Here is a 15,413-nt window from a genome sequence, read left to right as displayed (position 1 = left end):
TAGTAATCAAAACAAATAGGGTAGTTAAATCCTACCCATACATAACCTGCTTACCCTGACCAGGTGCAATTATTTTTAGTTCGGTTACATTCTCACTATGCAATACCCAATTATAATGAAATGCTCTCATCTGCAACCCTTCAATTAATAAGGCTCCCGACTCGTTGATATAGATATTAACCATCTTATTATATTCCCCAAGATTTAGACTCACATCCGTCCCTAGCGTTTGTCTTGGCGTAGTATCCATATCCCGACCCATCACAGCCATATCTTTAGCCACATGCAGCGATTCCCCAGAATCCTTAACTTCTAGTCGACCCTCTTTAATCTGCTTTATAAGGCTGTTAAACGCACCTACAACACCCTGCATATACAGTCTATCGTTCTCATCCTTAGGCATAGAAGACTCTATCTGACTGACTTTCTTCCTTAAGTATTTCTCATCTAACACCACAGCTAACACCCCATTAACCGTTTTATCTAGAATATCTATTAACCTATTTATACCAAATTCGTTGACTACTTATTTACCGTTTGTTATCATTTTACTTGTCTTTGAGACTATTTTTACCAAATGGTTTATCGCAAATACCCTTTACAAAAGAACCCTCTCTTCGACAGGAGGGTTCTTTTATTCTTTCTTATTTACTTTTCGCTTTATTAGTCATCTAATCTCTGACTATGTATGTATTTACCTTCATACGGAATGCCAAACTCTTTTAACATTTTGATTCCCTGCTCCAAAGCAGCTTCGAATTGTTTTTGCGTAGCTTCTTCATATACAATTGTTTTCCATTTTCCCAAAATGCGGTTTCCGACCTCCGGTTTATGCTCCACTAGTAAATCAATAACTCTTTTGTTTTCCATTGCGTAGTACCATTTCGTTGTTTTTCTCAAATCATTCACCTATTTTCAGTTTTTATTTAACTCTTACCAAATGTGGTTATCCTCGACCCTATTTATTTCTTTAAAAACCCAAATACTGAATGTTTCTTTCCGCCTTTACCTGAGCCACCTGCAAGATAACTATTGTACACCTTCGTATCTAGATATATTTGTTGACATTTATCACAAACCCAATGACCTTTCCAAATACCCTTAGTTGGCTCTATAATTTCCCCGTACTCATCACAGCTAGAAAACCCGTAATCCATAGCATCATTATTACAAACCCCTCTAGTTGTTTTAGCTTTACATCTGAACCCATCTTCCATAATTATCTCTACAACTTTTTGATTACACATTGTGCATTCCTCCAACGTTTTTATTTATATAAATTGTTTTTTATTTCCTTACCTTATACCTTTAGTATACCAGTTTATTATATTTTAGTCAACAGAAAACTATTTACCTTTTAGAATTAAAAATACCCCGGCATTTACCGGGGCTACATTACTTATAATTAAATTAGAGCTACATGATTTTCAACAGATAAGCATATTTCTTCTTTCATAAGAGGGCGCATATCGTTTTCCATATCTACAACAATTCTAAATTTATCATACTTTTTATCTAACCCGTTTAAATATGTGCGCAGCTCATCAATTGTCATAGCGCCCATCTGCTCCGCCATAACCTCTATAGGTGATTTTTCTCGACCCGGATTTTCTTTAGGCTCTTCGTTACTTTCTTCCTCAGCAGATACACTTAAGTAGATTTGTCCACAATCGCAGCAACGGTAATGACCATTCCAGAGTCCCTCTAACGGCTCCATTTCGTTACCTTCCTCGTCACAGTTCGAAAACCCTCCCCCTACAGCCGTGTTACCGCAAATTCCTTTTTCTGTTTCCACCTCACATGTGAAATCATCATCACCCATATCTACCGCAATAATTTTTACTTCACCTTGTTTACACATTTTACATTCCTCCAACGTTTTTATTTATATAAATTGTTTTTTAATTTCCTTACCTTATACCTTTAGTATACCAGTTTATTATATTTTAGTCAATAGTTACTTGTATAAAAAAGAGACTACGTAAAGTCTCTCTACACTGCTTACATTTCCCCACCGTTGTTTTCTATATGACAATCTAAATGTGCCACTTTACCACTTGGGTAATTCATAAGAGGTGTAGCCGGACTTGCAACCTCCTCACAATGCACACACTTCTTCAAATCGAAAATAGGGTACTTCACACGATTGGCTAACTCTGCAAGTTCTTTCTTTGTTATCTGCACAGAAACAATAGTATCCGTACCTTTTACACGTTGCTTAATTATTACAGTGTCCTCTGCAACATCTGCAATAGTCTCATCATTTATCTTAAGTTCTTTAACCATTACGACCCACTCCTTAACCCGCTCTTTTTACTAATTGACAATCTTCACCATACGCTGACCAATAGAAGTATTCGGTTACAACATCACCACGAACACCGTTATGCCAGTAAGCAACCGTACCTCCTGTATTCGTAAAGTTTACCTCAAGAACCTCAAATGTCTCACCTGCGTAAGAGATAATATCTCCTGTATTAAAATCAAATTTCTTAGACATACTTAACCCTCTTTTCGCTTCTTATCTTCCTGCTCTTCACGCTTTTCCTCACACTCTAAAGAACAAGTAGGCTCATATTCATTCGGCATCTTAACCCCGCAAATCACACATTTATCTAAATCATAATCCTCACCATAGGAATACCCACCTGCATGCCGCATATAAATACCTCCTACACTAACCTAACATCTTTGACGTTGCTTTTAGATATAAACTCAAACCCGAACTTACCTTCAACCGCTAAAACATAACTACCATGATTCAAACACTCCCAAATCTCTCCAACATTATCTAAATTCTGACCTAAATTCGGGTCATTAACAAGAACCTCACCTGTATGTAGCTCAATAACAATTTGTTTATCTCCCTCTTTTTCTTGCTTTAACCCCTCAGCTAATTTAATAATATCTTCCTTTGAAATTATCACGGAATCGTAATCATATTCACTTTTAGCTAGTGCTTTTAACTGATTAAATCGAACATTACCGCCTTCATCAATAGCCACTAAATCCTCACGAATTTCTTTTACTTTTTTACTCATTACGACCCGCTCCTTTATTTATACTTGCTAGTTTTTATTTTCCTTATTTGCTTGACTTAAATATACCACTTTTTTATATTTTAGTCAACTATAAGTTTTACAAAATAAAAAGGGCATCTGTTACGCTGCCTTACTTCATACTTTAGGTACTTTCTAAACAATAGTTACGTGACTTTTACCAACTTCCCAAACTGCGTTGTTTTCATCCCTAACCCTAAGTGTTTGACCCCCTAGAATCTGAACAACAACCCCAGAAGTAGTTGTTCCGCTATCATCCGTTTCAAACTCAACTCTTGTTTTAAATAATTCAAATTCCATTTTTATCTCCCTCTCATACCTGATTTATAAACTCTTATATAGTTCATCTTCTTCATAACCGTAATAAGCTCCGATAGCTAGTACAGTTCCTAACACTTCTTTATAGTCTCTTCCGATTGGTAATTGATTGTTACTTGTACCTGCGTACATCATAGAAAGTTTAAACATTATCTGATGAAAGCTTTTAGTTAAATAAACCTTTAAAGGCGTAAATGTATCCAAATTAGAAAACTCATATGTGAAGATTCTATTCTGGCAACGCATTACAACACCTAAAGATAACACCCCTCTTAGTACACCCATATACGCATTAAATATAGTGTCCATAGCGTCTTCATCGGTTAAATCGAACCGTTTACTTACTTGTGACAGTTTACCTATTTCAGTTTGCAGAGAAATGATTTTATCCCACAAAAAATCCACATTGTTTTCGCCTTTTTCCTTAGCAATTTCACCATCTATACCCGTTTGAAATTCGAAAAATTTAACAATATCCACAACCCGTCACCCTCTCCTTATTTCGTTGGTTTAAATATACCATTTTATTATATTTTAGTCAATATATTATAAAAAGAAATAAGGGTCATAATCGACCCCAGTATTTTTCGTTATAATCTAAATATCTCTTAACCGCTAAATCCTTAAACTCTTCCGAAGAAATCCCATTAATCGCAGCTAACTCGGATGCTAACTCCTTAACCACATTCCCCGTTTTAGATTCTTCATCATTTCCATGAGCAGCCAACATTCTTGCATGTGCTGACAACTCAACTAAATGTGTAGCCAATATACTAACCTTTACAGACTCCCCATACATTTCTTCATACTTTTTATCTGCCAGTTCTTGAAAATCAGACACAGAAAACTCAATTGCAGACAATACCGTATTAGTTAACCCAAGTAACGTGTTTATTCCAGACACCACAGCGGCACTCTGCGTCTTTTCTTTTAATTTTTTAGATTTAGCAACTACCGCTGCCATCTTATTCATATATTCATTTATTTCTTTATCTAAGCCAATCCGATAATACGCCACCACTGCATGTGTTAACTCATTCGTTTCTCTCTGTAACGCCATAACCTCAGACATCTCAGCCTTTTCACTATTTTCAATATCTGACATAAGACTTAAAACATCCTCTAGCACTTCAGCCTGTTTATAGTCCCGCTTTTTTATCCCCTTTGCACTTTTTATTTTGTTCTCAATTTGACCTTTTAACCCTTCCCACTTATCCATACCTACACCCCTGTCTGTATCCTTACTTACTAAAACATCCCAAGTATTTGTACCTGTATCTACAACTAATTCGTAATCTGTACCCTTTTCCTCAGTAATATAGAACTCAAAACACCTATTATACTTTTCTATACTTAACCCTTTATCTTTGCAGACTTGATACGCCTCGGTACTGTACCAGACTGCCTCCGCTTCAACATCTTCACAGCCATCATAAGGATTTGCTTCCATAACCTGCGTCCTTGCGTACCCTTTTCTTTCTAGGTAATTGACAATATGTAAATAATCATCACTATTAGTGGAATTAAAGAAGATAAACCCTTTTGTTGTATCACTTAATATCCCTTTTATTACGTTCGAACTAAGAAAAACCTCCGCATGTTTACATACTGCACGTAACTCTGATTGAATAACATTTCCTTTGCTTACCACATTATTACCCTCCCACTTATATCAATCTTCACAACCATCAATCTGCCGTAATCTATCTACTTTTCTAAACGTTGATAGAATTTTATAAGAATTCTCAGCCATATCCCAACTATTACAGTATAAATGACTACACAACTCGTAGTATTTGCTACCTTTCTCTGCTATCTTCATGTATCTTTTTTCTTGGAAATTAACTAAGTAATACTCATCTGTCTCCCTGTCCCAGAAGAACGCCTGACTGCTTGCAAGTTGCATAACATTAACCCCCTATGTATTTTGAACCTTACAATACTAAATCTTTATCTTAAATCCATACTCCAACTGTTTCTTACATCATCAACCTTATAGCCATCTTTATTCATAAGACTTTGTCCTCTGTATGCCCATGCTGTACGCTTCCACCACTCGTCTTTTATTTGAAACTCACAATAACCCGAACCTAACACTTTAACCGAGCTTGCTCCACATTTCTTTACAACCTCCTGCAATGAATTTCCAGAAGCAATAACCCCATCCTCTTTTGTACATACAAACCAATTACGCTTTCTTCGAATCCCTAACATGTGTTCATTGTACTCAGACATAACCCGAATCTCTAAAAAACTAAGGTCAGGCATTAAAAAACTCTTACCCATTCCCATACCTCCAAGTTTAGGTACGACTAAGTTACTCATATCTACACTATCTCTGTTTATCACGCATATACACCCTTTCTGAGCCTTGCTCTTCTTTTTATATAGTATTTGTCGCTCTTTATAGAAAAAGGGCTTATATAAGCCCTCAGTACCTTACATTAACCCGAAATGTACTTGGACTCTTCATACTCGAATTTAGCATCCGTCCAGAACTCAGCTACCACTACTTTGCGTGTACTGTCCTTGTCCTGCCAAGTAAACACTTTTTCTTCACCGCACTGAGTCCACTCGTTACCCTGCTCATCCTTTTGAGCAAATTTAAGTTTAAATACTGTATACCACTCGTCATTATAAAAGGCGAAAATAACCCTTCCGTTATCTACTACCATAGCATAGTAAGGTTTAAATACTGTCAGATACTTATCACCCACCTGTTTTACTTTATCTAAATCAATGTCCCGCATTGTTTTATCTTCATGTTTGAACTTATATTCACCTTCATACAACTTCTCCACCATAACTCCCCCCTTAGATTGTCTCATCAGTACGGAGAGCGCTACTCTTCCGTAGACATGCAGGAATCCCCACATGTTTCGACCTTATCGAATTGACGTATATTCGATTTCCTCTACACCGTCAAATTTACTTGCAATGATGTTTTGAATGTTTGCACAGTCAACCGTACCGAATTTACGTTTTGAGTTGTAGAAAATTTCTTCCCCTACTTTTCGTAAACTCTTCATAACGAAACACTCACCGAAATTCACTAACGAAACAACGAACATTCCATTATTGTAGCTTCCCTCATCCTCGATTTTATTTACCATAATTTCATAACGTGTTGCAGAAGCCTCTCCCACAATAAACATATTCAACATCTCCATTTCCTATTTTTATTCTATATTATACATGTTAATCCCTAAGGAGCTTATAGCTCCTCAGCGAAATCTTCCAACTCTTCTTTTTGGTTACGTAAGTTTATATAAATGGCTTCCAGTTTTTTATCCTCAGCAGAACCACTTTCATGTGTATTTACGTTTAACGAATCTAACTCATTGGCTACCGCCTCTAATCGTCCCGCAAGTTCTAATAACTGTCCTCTAAGTTCCATTTTCCTTACCCCCAAAGTTTGTTTGTTTTTCTTGTCTTAAATATACCATTTTATTATATTTTAGTCAATAGTGTTATTGTATATTATATTCCACCTTATACTTTTCAATTTCAAGTAAAGTCAAATGTAATTCTTTTCTACCAAAATACCTCTTAACTATATGCACCCCCTCGGTATCCTTACGTTGTGGTACACCCACCATCTGCATGAAATCATCTTCTGTTTTTTGTAGTAAATCATATAGCGTATGTACATTATTTTGTTGTAAAAGCATGATTGTACCCTTTGGCATATTTAACTCCTCAATTGACTTTCCTTTTAACTCTTCCACATTACGCATATATAATTCCCCCAACTTGTTTTTATTTTTGTTTTCCTTTGTTGACCTAAATATACCATTTTATTATATTTTAGTCAATAAATTATCTTCATTTACCCGCTTCCTCTATCTGATAAATAGATAGAACAAATGAATTCAAAATAATATCTATTTTTCGTTATAAATGTATATCTAAAAGTCTATTATATAAGGCTAAAACATTTTAACAACTTTTTAAAAATAAATAAGGAGTTTTACGTTTTTAGCTCAATACAGTAATAGGAGGTGGTAAACATGAAACAATTTATGAAAAAAGCATGGGGCGTTACAAAGAAAGTATGTAAAGTTTTAAAAGAGTTACTTTATATTGTTGCAGGAATTATAACCGTTTATATGTTCTTTATAGGTTAATAGAAAAAGCTATCTCAACATACGAGATAGCTTTTTACATCTTATTACTTAAATATGTCCACACCTATAGCTTCTTTAACCGTTTTATCGATGGTTTTTACATTCACAACCTTTTCCCTATCACTAGGGTTATAGTCTTCACGTGCGCATTCATATGGCGCAATATCAATATGGAATCCATAACCCTCATCATCGTAATAACAATCAATATGGGCGTCGAGCAACTTAATAACTACTACCTCATTACGTTCAAACGTAATGCCCAAACTAAACACAAAATCAGGAACTCCTGCCACACTTACACCTCATCTATTTTTATTTAGATTATACCTCAACAACCTTTGCGTAATGTACCCAGACCTTACCTTCACTTAGAAACTCAAAGATAAATTCCGTACCGTTCGCATGCTTATAATAAGAACCTAGCACATAATCAGCACCTATAGGAAGCCCTTTTCCTTCTTCTTTTACATCGTAATGATACTCATTAAAATCCTTCACTTCTACTGTTCTAGACTGTAACGACGTTTTATCCTCTTTGGTATATTGCATCTCTAACACTTTCATGACCATTAACCCTCCTGTATTTTGTTTATGGCTTGTACGATAGCAACCTCATCGCAACCATACAGACCAGATGTATTCGTATTGTTATATTCCGCAACCTTAAATCCATCAGGTGTTTCCGCTACATCAATAACATAAGAATCTGCTACCCAGAACTCGAAAACCCTACCTTCCACATATTTTAACAGGCTATCCGATATAGGCTTTGTTACATCCGACTTACCGTTTACTTGATAACTAGAACCTGTAATAACCCGTTGATTTACAACAAAGAATCGATACTCTGAAAGTATTTCTCGTACTGGAGACATCATCAATCTTTGCCCCTCATACGGACTACCCTCCCGGTTTTCACGCTCCTGCCAATCCAAGAACTCTTCTCTTGTAACCACCTGACCCGTAAACAGTTTTGTATTTCCCGTAGGTCTAATAAAGAACTTATCTGCAATCGGTGTAAGCTCCTGCAGCTCCCCACAAACAAAATCATGGTTTACCAGTTCATTTCCTAACCAACCACGGAACACATCAAACTCAAAGTTCTCGTTATGGAACGTACCCGGATACAACCCCATAGTTTTTGCTATATCAGACAGTGTTTTTGAACCGTATACTACAACCATACGACCTTTTGTAAAGTTGTTGAGAACCCTATCCGAGTCCACAACAGGTACTTTCGTTTCTTTATCTAACACCGTAAGCGTATTATCCTCTTCTATCTTCACTAATAGGTATTCCGTATTGCACTCATCTAGTGCCTTCATCATTCGGACACTATTTTCTCCTTTGTTTAAAAACTCCTGCACCAACCATCTCATACAACAACCCCCCTTTTTTAAATATGGCAATGAACTACTGCTACAATATCATTGTTGTCCAAACAACTTATGAACCTTTGTATAAAGTTGCTTTTCCAGAGGTTACTATCTTCGTTAACACTCTTTTTAGCCCAGTAGTTTATATGCTTACTTGAAAACCATCTTCCCGATATATCTAATACCGAATGTGTATAAAATCCATCTAACGCAGCTATATCTATATCCTTAACCCTAGCAACTACGCAAGTCTCCCCGTTCTGGGTTACCAGTTTGGTAGGGAAATGTTCAGATAATGACCACTCATCCCACTTCCCATAAGGGTTTTTGGTACTAACTGCATTCCCCTCAGTATCAAACTCTAAGTCATCGTACCAATCATCTAACCATGTTTTGTACGGTAACTTATGTCCATTAGGGAATGGAAATGTTTCATATTCCTCTCGTAACTCTTCTTTTGTTTTATAGACCTGTTTATCTACCACTTTGCGCTCACTGTAAGGCTCTAGGACTCTTCCAATGTAACCCTTAACACCATCCAGTCGAACACCCTTAGGTATTTGTACAAGCAATGAAAATGTAGGCACACCCAACAACTCCCTTACTCCGCTTTTTCTAACACCATAAAGAACGTACTATTTGGTAAATCTACTGCGTTTCCTGACTCATCTTCAAAATCAATTTGTTTACTTAAATGTGATGTATACCCGTCCTGCAGGTAACTCATTGCCTGCACAATTTGTACCTTATCCCCAAATACTTCTTTTACACATTCTTTGTACTCGTTTGGCGTGTAAATTCCGAACTGCTCCTGTACCTCATGAGCGAAGGACTCCTCACCCCATGTATACGTGTATAGAAACTCCATCGCATCGTTAACCAACATTTTGACTGTATTCTCTGCCACTACCTCATATCGGATTTCACGACCTTTAAACTCATGAGCGTACTGTTCTAAGAACTTCATCCCGCTCGCATCTTTAAAGCGAATCACACGTTTTAACCCTTTGTCTTCGGTCATAATTCCGTCACGGATAATAATACGACCTCCCGGCTTTAAAACGTTGTATGCGCTTTGTAGACCCCTTTTAATTACATCATGGTTGAACTTTTTACCCTCATAAGGAATATACGAGAACAACTCATGTAAAATAGAAGAATACACGATTGTATCAATGGAGTCTTTCTCAAACGAGCCGCTAAACTCTAACGCATCCCCTTTAATGACATTCCAAGAGCGTGACTCATCCTGCTTTTTCTTTTTAAGTGCATCAATTACGTTTTCAGAAATATCAATACCGTAGATTTTCTTACCCTCGGTTTCTTCCTCAATCATGTCTAACATGACTCCACCACCGGGTCCCACATCTACAATCGTCTCGCCTTTAAGGTAATCGAGAATAACTCGTTTATCATCGGCTGAACTATTCATATGTTCCAAATACACTTCCTCGTTGTGGAATCGGTCATAGGCATCTTTACGTAACCCAAAGAAATCAAACAGCATTACAGTCGCCCTTGCATGCATCATATCGACCTTCTCAGCCTCTACACAGAACGTTATAATCGCCTCACCCATACCAGAGAACTGGAACGAAACATGCGCCGTTTTCATTTCCTCGTCAATATCAACCTCAAACGAAACATGCGTTGTATCCGGGTTTTTCGTTTCACGGTATTCACGTAAATACTTCTCAATAACTCGTTTACGGTACACGTTATCCTTCTTCTCACCTTTAAAATCGTAATGTAATTGCTGCATTAGTTTCTCAAAGTGGATATGACGTACATCCTTATCCCCGACTGCTTTCTTAACCAGAACAAGTACCGTCCAAACATCCTCGAAACTAAGCGAATGCATAGCAGGTTCTACATACCATAAGTCCTTATTTGCTAAAAAGTTTTTGATATCCCATTTTTGTCTACCCATGATATCAAGTTTCTCACTGACCGACTCATTATGTTTTGCTGTTAACCTATGTATACGTGACGTAAACGGCTCTTTATGTCCCTCAAAAATACCTTCAATCGCAATAACCACATCATTTTTCACTTCATTCCATAGAGACTCAGACACACCCGCAATAATGCAGTGATTCAAATGACGTAACACATCCTTTAGCTTTTCCACACCATATTTTTGTTTATGTGCATGTACCAACTCGTAATGGGACTCTAAACGAGCCTCACCTCGAATATACTGACCAATTAACCCATGTGTTCTAATTAGGTCTCTGATGAACGCATAATATGTATCCTGTAAATCATCTTCATCTTCGTCGTCACCCAGACAAATATCTTTATAAATATCAGCAGAACCCTCGTTGTGTATCATCAAGTTAAACCCTTTACTTATCCACTCTTCACGCTGCTTTAAAGACCCTGCCTTTGCTAGTTCGCTATATGTTAAAACCGTTTCAATAATTTGATACAATTCCTCGTCTATATTTAACCCATCCAACACCTGCAACGTGCGATACACGTACTGCAACACCGCATCGGTTTTTATTGTTCCTAACGTTTTTACATTTTCATAATTCTGATGAACCTCTTCCGCTGACACTAAATACATTAACCACTCAGGATAACCGAATTCTTCGCCCGCTAAATAATCCTCAATTACATCAATACTCTTCACCTTATTTACCCCCACATCTCAGATTTATTTTTAACCTAGCGCACGTAATACATTAAGACCTATCCCTGTCAACCGTACTGCCCCTTTTGGACAACCCTCACATGGATATCTCTCAATTAATTTTTTATTTAATAATGACTGTACTGTTCGTTTGTTATACTCCTCAATTGGATGTGGTCGATGGTACGCATGGTTTAGTTTGTATAACACCTTCTTCTGCGCATCGCTTACCTGCAACCCTTTTAACACATGTTCATATTTAAACGTGTTACCGACTACTTTTCCCTGACGTGTTAGATATAACATCCCGCCCGTAGGTAGATGCTGTACCCTCTCAACCAAACCCATTTTTGTTAGTTGTCGAACGGCAATCCCTAACTCCCCAGAGAACGTGTAACCCGGATGACCGTCTCTAAATTTTGGATTTGGCTTCATCAAAATACGTATCGCCTTTTTATGTACTTCATTTAAGTTATAATCCATAACCAACACTCCCTATGCTTTCTAACCTAAGTGTAACTTACTGAAAACCCTGTATGTTGTTCTCGCTTATCACCGACATCTTCCAAGACTAAGGAGTTAAACCCCCTAGTCCCGTACTTCATATTTAGCTATTTTGTCTTGGTACATTTCATTCTTCCAACCCTCACGGTACAATTCTGGAGCAATTAATTTTGTGTTGTCGCAAGCAAGCACCTCGCAAGCGAAAGCAACCATATGCCCCCAACTACCCTCAAACACACAAGACTCATCTTTACCGAACCCGAAAAATAATTGAGGATGTGAATTTGACTTCATAAGATTAACCCTTTTACCACCACTAACATAATCAACAGGGAAATCGACTTCCTTATCGTAAATACAACCTACATATCCACTGTTTGACCACCCACGGTTATATAACTTAGGTGCAATTAACCAAGTGTTTTGACTCCCTAACACCTCACAGGCGAAAGAAACAATATCACCCCAACTACCTTTAAAATCATCACCTACATAAAAATCTGTCATCCATTCGCTATCTGCGATAGATATACTCCCAGAAGCAACTATCTCTTTATCAGGAAACTCTTCAATTACTTTAATCTCACCCATTTTATTTCTCCCTCTCGTTTACAAGTTCTTTGTTTTCGTTAGTTATAATATACCATTTTATTATATTTTAGTCAATAGTAATCCAGTTTAAAGGCAAGGTCTTTAGTTAGACCCCGCCACGCTCAAATCCCTAGCGACAAACTCCATTGTTACAGCCTCTAAAACAGCCTCTAGTTGTCTCTTTGTTTCTTTAAATTCTTCTTCGCTATGATTCTTGAAAATTTCTTCTTTTAAATTAAGAACCTCTTTTTCTTTACCTTTAACTAGCTTTAACGCCTCGTCATACGGGATTTCCCCACTCTTAATACGTAGCATAAATTCTCGCTCTTCGCCGCTATATAAAAGAGCAGAGCCGAAATCCGTAAACCCATTACCGTAATACTTAAGGAATAAATCCAGTACACGATACGCCCTCATCAACTCTTTACCTTTTCTAGACTCATCATCCGTTTTCTCCGCCCATTTCATACTGTTCAACGCTGTCCCTAAGCAGCAAGAAATAAACCCCGGTAAATTCATCTTGGCAATATCGTCCCTCAAGTTGTACAACAGATTGAAAAACTCCTCAGTTTCTTCGTTTGTTGTAAACTCTTTAGAAAATAAAATCTCAATGGAGTCTGGGTTTGCTCTCGTAAATAAGTTGACTAGACTCCGAATATCTTTAACCACTACATCTACGCTTTCGCCAATTTTTGTATCTTCAATTTTGACATTGTGGAACATATCTAAAAACGTAGGTACATAAAATTCCTTTTTATCTACATCCGAAGTATCATCATCCAACCCATGATTATGACTCCCACCAACCATACCAAACAGCAATCTTCTTTTCACTCTAAACACCTCTCCGCTTATTTTCTACTCTTAGTATACCAATTTATTATATTTTAGTCAATATTTTCCCATAAGAAAAGGGCTTTATTTAGCCCCTTCTTGAACTTTCCTCATTCCCCAATGGTACTCCCACTCTACAAGCATTTCACCTAGTTCTCTAGCATTTACCTGCTTCCCCTCACTAGACAGCTCTTGGAAATACTCAACAACTCTAGTTTGTATAAACATGTTTTTATCTTCCACAACCATTACCAATCTTTCTAAAAATCATAAGCTACTATTTAACGATTTTAGCATTACGCTAGTTATTTCTTACCGAGTCTCCTCGCTAACCTCAGCCAAGATATCATCTATAGAATAAGAAATCGTAGTGTTGTCCTCAATTGTGGTGAACCCGTATTCTTTACACAATACTTCACATATATTGTTTACATCTAAAGTTCTACCTTCATACTTAGCAAACCGAACCGCTTTTGTTAGTACATCTTTAAATTCTTCTTCAGTAAAATCAGTAACATGACATAGATTTTCCCAACCCCAGTCACTACTAGAAAATGGGTCACCTAATTTAATTTTGTAAATGTACATCCTCATCTTCCTCCTTATGTATTCCCGTATATTTCTCCGCACCTTAATCTATTTACAACAAGATGTAACTGACAGCCCTGCAAGTTTTGAACTATCGCCAGTCTTCTGGAAAATCGTAAGATATTGTTTCACGGTTTTCAATTTTACCTACTAACTCCTCCAAGCAACTATCACATAACTCAACCTTTACCTTTGCAATTTTGACCCGATTGTTTGCTATGTTTTCACAGTCATCACACGGCGTATACAGACCATCCGCAAACTTTTTTACTTTAATCATGACCTATTCCTCCTCTAAGTCCGCTAGCTTTTTACCACAGAAAGGACAGTAATTAGCGGGACACCATAAACCTTCATTCCCCATCTGACCTCCCATAATCCAAATACCTAACTCATCATCTTTCTCTACAGAAACCTCGTCGTAGTTAGGTAACTCTTTGTTAGCCTCGACCATTTCATTACAAACGTGTTTTGTCACCCTTTACACCTCTTTACCTTAGTAATTGTTTTCGTTATACACTAAATCAAATACCTGTTCCTCACTTAACTCGTTCCTTTTATTAAACTCGTCCATTTCCTCTTGATAATGCTTATCAAACTCTTCTTTTGTTTTTAACGTTTCCCCACAAAATGTACAGTAAAATGGATGAAGTACATCTGCCACATTAACCACTCCTTTTATTTAGTAAGTCCAGAAACATCAACTAAGTCCGATATTTTAACCGGTGTATGTTCCCATTCAACAAATAAGTATTGTCCATACTCTAAAAACTGTTTTCTTACTGGGAATACTTCCTTTGACATCCAAAATACCGGAGTACGTTCCGGCTTGCATTCCCATACCTGTACAGCTCTATTCTTATCTTTTGCAATGTATCGGTAACCCAACATGTATAGATACTGCAACTCGACCTGTTCTTTTTTCGTTAATGACTTTACTGCTTCCACAACATCTACCGTTTTCTCAATAACCTCGTTTTGAACCTTTTTACGCTCACCGTACCCAATCACCTGCATCTTTTGAACCCCCTTTGTATAAGACTGAAGCACACAGACCTACGCTGTGTACTTCACAACCTTTTCTTCAACTGTGACTTCCTTATCGTATTCAAACCAGTTCTTAACCGTACGTAGAACAGCTCTCGCACGATTCATAGCATCTTTTTCCTCATCTGCTGTATACGTATTCGTTACCCAACACTCTATATACTCTTTTGGATTGTTTGCATCATAACAGAATATTTCAACGTCAAAACCATCTTCGCCACGCTCAGACCAATCATAGACTTTAACCACTACTAAAGCGTTGCTAAGTCTACCTACCTCTTTATGTAACTCTGGTTTAATTTCTATCATTTTTTCTTGTACTTTCATC

General features: G+C 37.1%; 32 protein-coding genes. All 32 read right to left on the bottom strand.

From position 1 onward, the window contains the following. Positions 1-31: 31 nt before the first annotated feature. Complete coding sequence (locus ACTFR8_RS23895) at positions 32-454, bottom strand: hypothetical protein (protein ID WP_221660543.1); 423 nt, start codon at positions 452-454, stop codon at positions 32-34. A gap of 209 nt (positions 455-663) precedes the next feature. Then, on the bottom strand, positions 664-900 hold the full coding sequence (locus tag ACTFR8_RS23890) for a hypothetical protein (RefSeq protein ID WP_440028442.1): 237 nt from the start codon (positions 898-900) through the stop codon (positions 664-666). A 62-nt stretch (positions 901-962) separates the two neighbouring features. Beyond that, positions 963-1,247: a hypothetical protein gene (locus ACTFR8_RS23885; RefSeq protein ID WP_440028439.1), complete on the bottom strand. Its 285-nt coding sequence runs from the start codon at positions 1,245-1,247 to the stop codon at positions 963-965. Between the two features lie 158 nt (positions 1,248-1,405). Further along, positions 1,406-1,861, bottom strand: a complete 456-nt coding sequence (locus ACTFR8_RS23880; RefSeq protein WP_440028437.1) for a hypothetical protein — start codon at positions 1,859-1,861, stop codon at positions 1,406-1,408. Positions 1,862-2,001: 140 nt separating this feature from the next. Then, positions 2,002-2,286 carry a hypothetical protein gene (locus ACTFR8_RS23875; protein ID WP_440028435.1) on the bottom strand — a complete coding sequence of 95 codons (285 nt, stop codon included), beginning with the start codon at positions 2,284-2,286 and terminating at the stop codon, positions 2,002-2,004. A gap of 13 nt (positions 2,287-2,299) precedes the next feature. Beyond that, positions 2,300-2,500 (bottom strand): hypothetical protein, encoded by a 201-nt coding sequence (locus ACTFR8_RS23870; RefSeq protein WP_440028432.1) that lies wholly within the window; start codon positions 2,498-2,500, stop codon positions 2,300-2,302. 2 nt (positions 2,501-2,502) lie between these two features. Beyond that, positions 2,503-2,661 carry a hypothetical protein gene (locus tag ACTFR8_RS23865; RefSeq protein ID WP_440028431.1) on the bottom strand — a complete coding sequence of 53 codons (159 nt, stop codon included), beginning with the start codon at positions 2,659-2,661 and terminating at the stop codon, positions 2,503-2,505. A gap of 11 nt (positions 2,662-2,672) precedes the next feature. Beyond that, complete coding sequence (locus tag ACTFR8_RS23860) at positions 2,673-3,041, bottom strand: hypothetical protein (protein ID WP_440028428.1); 369 nt, start codon at positions 3,039-3,041, stop codon at positions 2,673-2,675. Between the two features lie 153 nt (positions 3,042-3,194). Further along, positions 3,195-3,359 carry a hypothetical protein gene (locus ACTFR8_RS23855; protein WP_440028426.1) on the bottom strand — a complete coding sequence of 55 codons (165 nt, stop codon included), beginning with the start codon at positions 3,357-3,359 and terminating at the stop codon, positions 3,195-3,197. Between the two features lie 24 nt (positions 3,360-3,383). Beyond that, positions 3,384-3,857: a dUTP diphosphatase gene (locus tag ACTFR8_RS23850; RefSeq protein ID WP_440028423.1), complete on the bottom strand. Its 474-nt coding sequence runs from the start codon at positions 3,855-3,857 to the stop codon at positions 3,384-3,386. Between the two features lie 85 nt (positions 3,858-3,942). Next, complete coding sequence (locus ACTFR8_RS23845) at positions 3,943-5,028, bottom strand: hypothetical protein (protein WP_440028421.1); 1,086 nt, start codon at positions 5,026-5,028, stop codon at positions 3,943-3,945. Positions 5,029-5,049: 21 nt separating this feature from the next. Next, positions 5,050-5,283, bottom strand: coding sequence for a hypothetical protein (locus tag ACTFR8_RS23840; RefSeq protein WP_193635504.1), 234 nt, complete (start codon positions 5,281-5,283; stop codon positions 5,050-5,052). Between the two features lie 44 nt (positions 5,284-5,327). Continuing rightward, positions 5,328-5,726 (bottom strand): hypothetical protein, encoded by a 399-nt coding sequence (locus ACTFR8_RS23835; RefSeq protein ID WP_440028419.1) that lies wholly within the window; start codon positions 5,724-5,726, stop codon positions 5,328-5,330. Between the two features lie 95 nt (positions 5,727-5,821). Further along, complete coding sequence (locus ACTFR8_RS23830; protein WP_440028417.1) at positions 5,822-6,178, bottom strand: hypothetical protein; 357 nt, start codon at positions 6,176-6,178, stop codon at positions 5,822-5,824. Between the two features lie 84 nt (positions 6,179-6,262). Further along, positions 6,263-6,532, bottom strand: a complete 270-nt coding sequence (locus ACTFR8_RS23825; RefSeq protein ID WP_440028416.1) for a hypothetical protein — start codon at positions 6,530-6,532, stop codon at positions 6,263-6,265. A gap of 59 nt (positions 6,533-6,591) precedes the next feature. After that, positions 6,592-6,774 carry a hypothetical protein gene (locus ACTFR8_RS23820; protein WP_440028413.1) on the bottom strand — a complete coding sequence of 61 codons (183 nt, stop codon included), beginning with the start codon at positions 6,772-6,774 and terminating at the stop codon, positions 6,592-6,594. A gap of 73 nt (positions 6,775-6,847) precedes the next feature. Further along, a complete protein-coding gene (locus ACTFR8_RS23815; protein WP_440028410.1) occupies positions 6,848-7,114 on the bottom strand; it encodes an RNA polymerase in 267 nt (88 codons plus the stop codon). 434 nt (positions 7,115-7,548) lie between these two features. Further along, positions 7,549-7,779 (bottom strand): hypothetical protein, encoded by a 231-nt coding sequence (locus ACTFR8_RS23810; protein ID WP_440028408.1) that lies wholly within the window; start codon positions 7,777-7,779, stop codon positions 7,549-7,551. Positions 7,780-7,828: 49 nt separating this feature from the next. Then, complete coding sequence (locus ACTFR8_RS23805; RefSeq protein WP_221660527.1) at positions 7,829-8,071, bottom strand: hypothetical protein; 243 nt, start codon at positions 8,069-8,071, stop codon at positions 7,829-7,831. A 5-nt stretch (positions 8,072-8,076) separates the two neighbouring features. Then, positions 8,077-8,886, bottom strand: a complete 810-nt coding sequence (locus ACTFR8_RS23800) for an ATP-grasp domain-containing protein (protein ID WP_440028406.1) — start codon at positions 8,884-8,886, stop codon at positions 8,077-8,079. 17 nt (positions 8,887-8,903) lie between these two features. Beyond that, positions 8,904-9,368: a hypothetical protein gene (locus ACTFR8_RS23795; protein WP_440028404.1), complete on the bottom strand. Its 465-nt coding sequence runs from the start codon at positions 9,366-9,368 to the stop codon at positions 8,904-8,906. Positions 9,369-9,484: 116 nt separating this feature from the next. Beyond that, on the bottom strand, positions 9,485-11,536 hold the full coding sequence (locus ACTFR8_RS23790; protein ID WP_440028401.1) for a class I SAM-dependent methyltransferase: 2,052 nt from the start codon (positions 11,534-11,536) through the stop codon (positions 9,485-9,487). 15 nt (positions 11,537-11,551) lie between these two features. Further along, the gene (locus tag ACTFR8_RS23785; RefSeq protein ID WP_440028399.1) at positions 11,552-12,004 is read right to left on the bottom strand and encodes a hypothetical protein; all 453 of its coding nucleotides are present in this window, start codon (positions 12,002-12,004) and stop codon (positions 11,552-11,554) included. 105 nt (positions 12,005-12,109) lie between these two features. Then, entirely contained in the window at positions 12,110-12,616 is a 507-nt protein-coding gene (locus ACTFR8_RS23780; RefSeq protein WP_440028396.1) for a hypothetical protein, read from the bottom strand. A 102-nt stretch (positions 12,617-12,718) separates the two neighbouring features. Then, complete coding sequence (locus ACTFR8_RS23775) at positions 12,719-13,450, bottom strand: DNA polymerase beta superfamily protein (protein WP_440028395.1); 732 nt, start codon at positions 13,448-13,450, stop codon at positions 12,719-12,721. Positions 13,451-13,534: 84 nt separating this feature from the next. Further along, positions 13,535-13,678 carry a hypothetical protein gene (locus ACTFR8_RS23770; RefSeq protein WP_440028392.1) on the bottom strand — a complete coding sequence of 48 codons (144 nt, stop codon included), beginning with the start codon at positions 13,676-13,678 and terminating at the stop codon, positions 13,535-13,537. Between the two features lie 84 nt (positions 13,679-13,762). Further along, entirely contained in the window at positions 13,763-14,038 is a 276-nt protein-coding gene (locus ACTFR8_RS23765) for a hypothetical protein (RefSeq protein WP_440028391.1), read from the bottom strand. Between the two features lie 91 nt (positions 14,039-14,129). Continuing rightward, positions 14,130-14,318: a hypothetical protein gene (locus tag ACTFR8_RS23760; protein ID WP_440028388.1), complete on the bottom strand. Its 189-nt coding sequence runs from the start codon at positions 14,316-14,318 to the stop codon at positions 14,130-14,132. 3 nt (positions 14,319-14,321) lie between these two features. Continuing rightward, positions 14,322-14,516: a hypothetical protein gene (locus ACTFR8_RS23755; protein WP_440028385.1), complete on the bottom strand. Its 195-nt coding sequence runs from the start codon at positions 14,514-14,516 to the stop codon at positions 14,322-14,324. 18 nt (positions 14,517-14,534) lie between these two features. Beyond that, a complete protein-coding gene (locus ACTFR8_RS23750; protein WP_440028383.1) occupies positions 14,535-14,702 on the bottom strand; it encodes a hypothetical protein in 168 nt (55 codons plus the stop codon). 14 nt (positions 14,703-14,716) lie between these two features. After that, positions 14,717-15,055 carry a hypothetical protein gene (locus ACTFR8_RS23745; RefSeq protein WP_440028381.1) on the bottom strand — a complete coding sequence of 113 codons (339 nt, stop codon included), beginning with the start codon at positions 15,053-15,055 and terminating at the stop codon, positions 14,717-14,719. 39 nt (positions 15,056-15,094) lie between these two features. After that, positions 15,095-15,412, bottom strand: a complete 318-nt coding sequence (locus tag ACTFR8_RS23740) for a hypothetical protein (RefSeq protein WP_440028378.1) — start codon at positions 15,410-15,412, stop codon at positions 15,095-15,097. Position 15,413 lies beyond the last annotated feature (1 nt).

Origin of the sequence: Bacillus cereus group sp. MYBK15-3 (genome assembly GCF_051916765.1) — a bacterium.
Classification (GTDB): domain Bacteria; phylum Bacillota; class Bacilli; order Bacillales; family Bacillaceae_G; genus Bacillus_A; species Bacillus_A cereus.
This window is presented reverse-complemented; position numbering and strand designations above follow the sequence as displayed.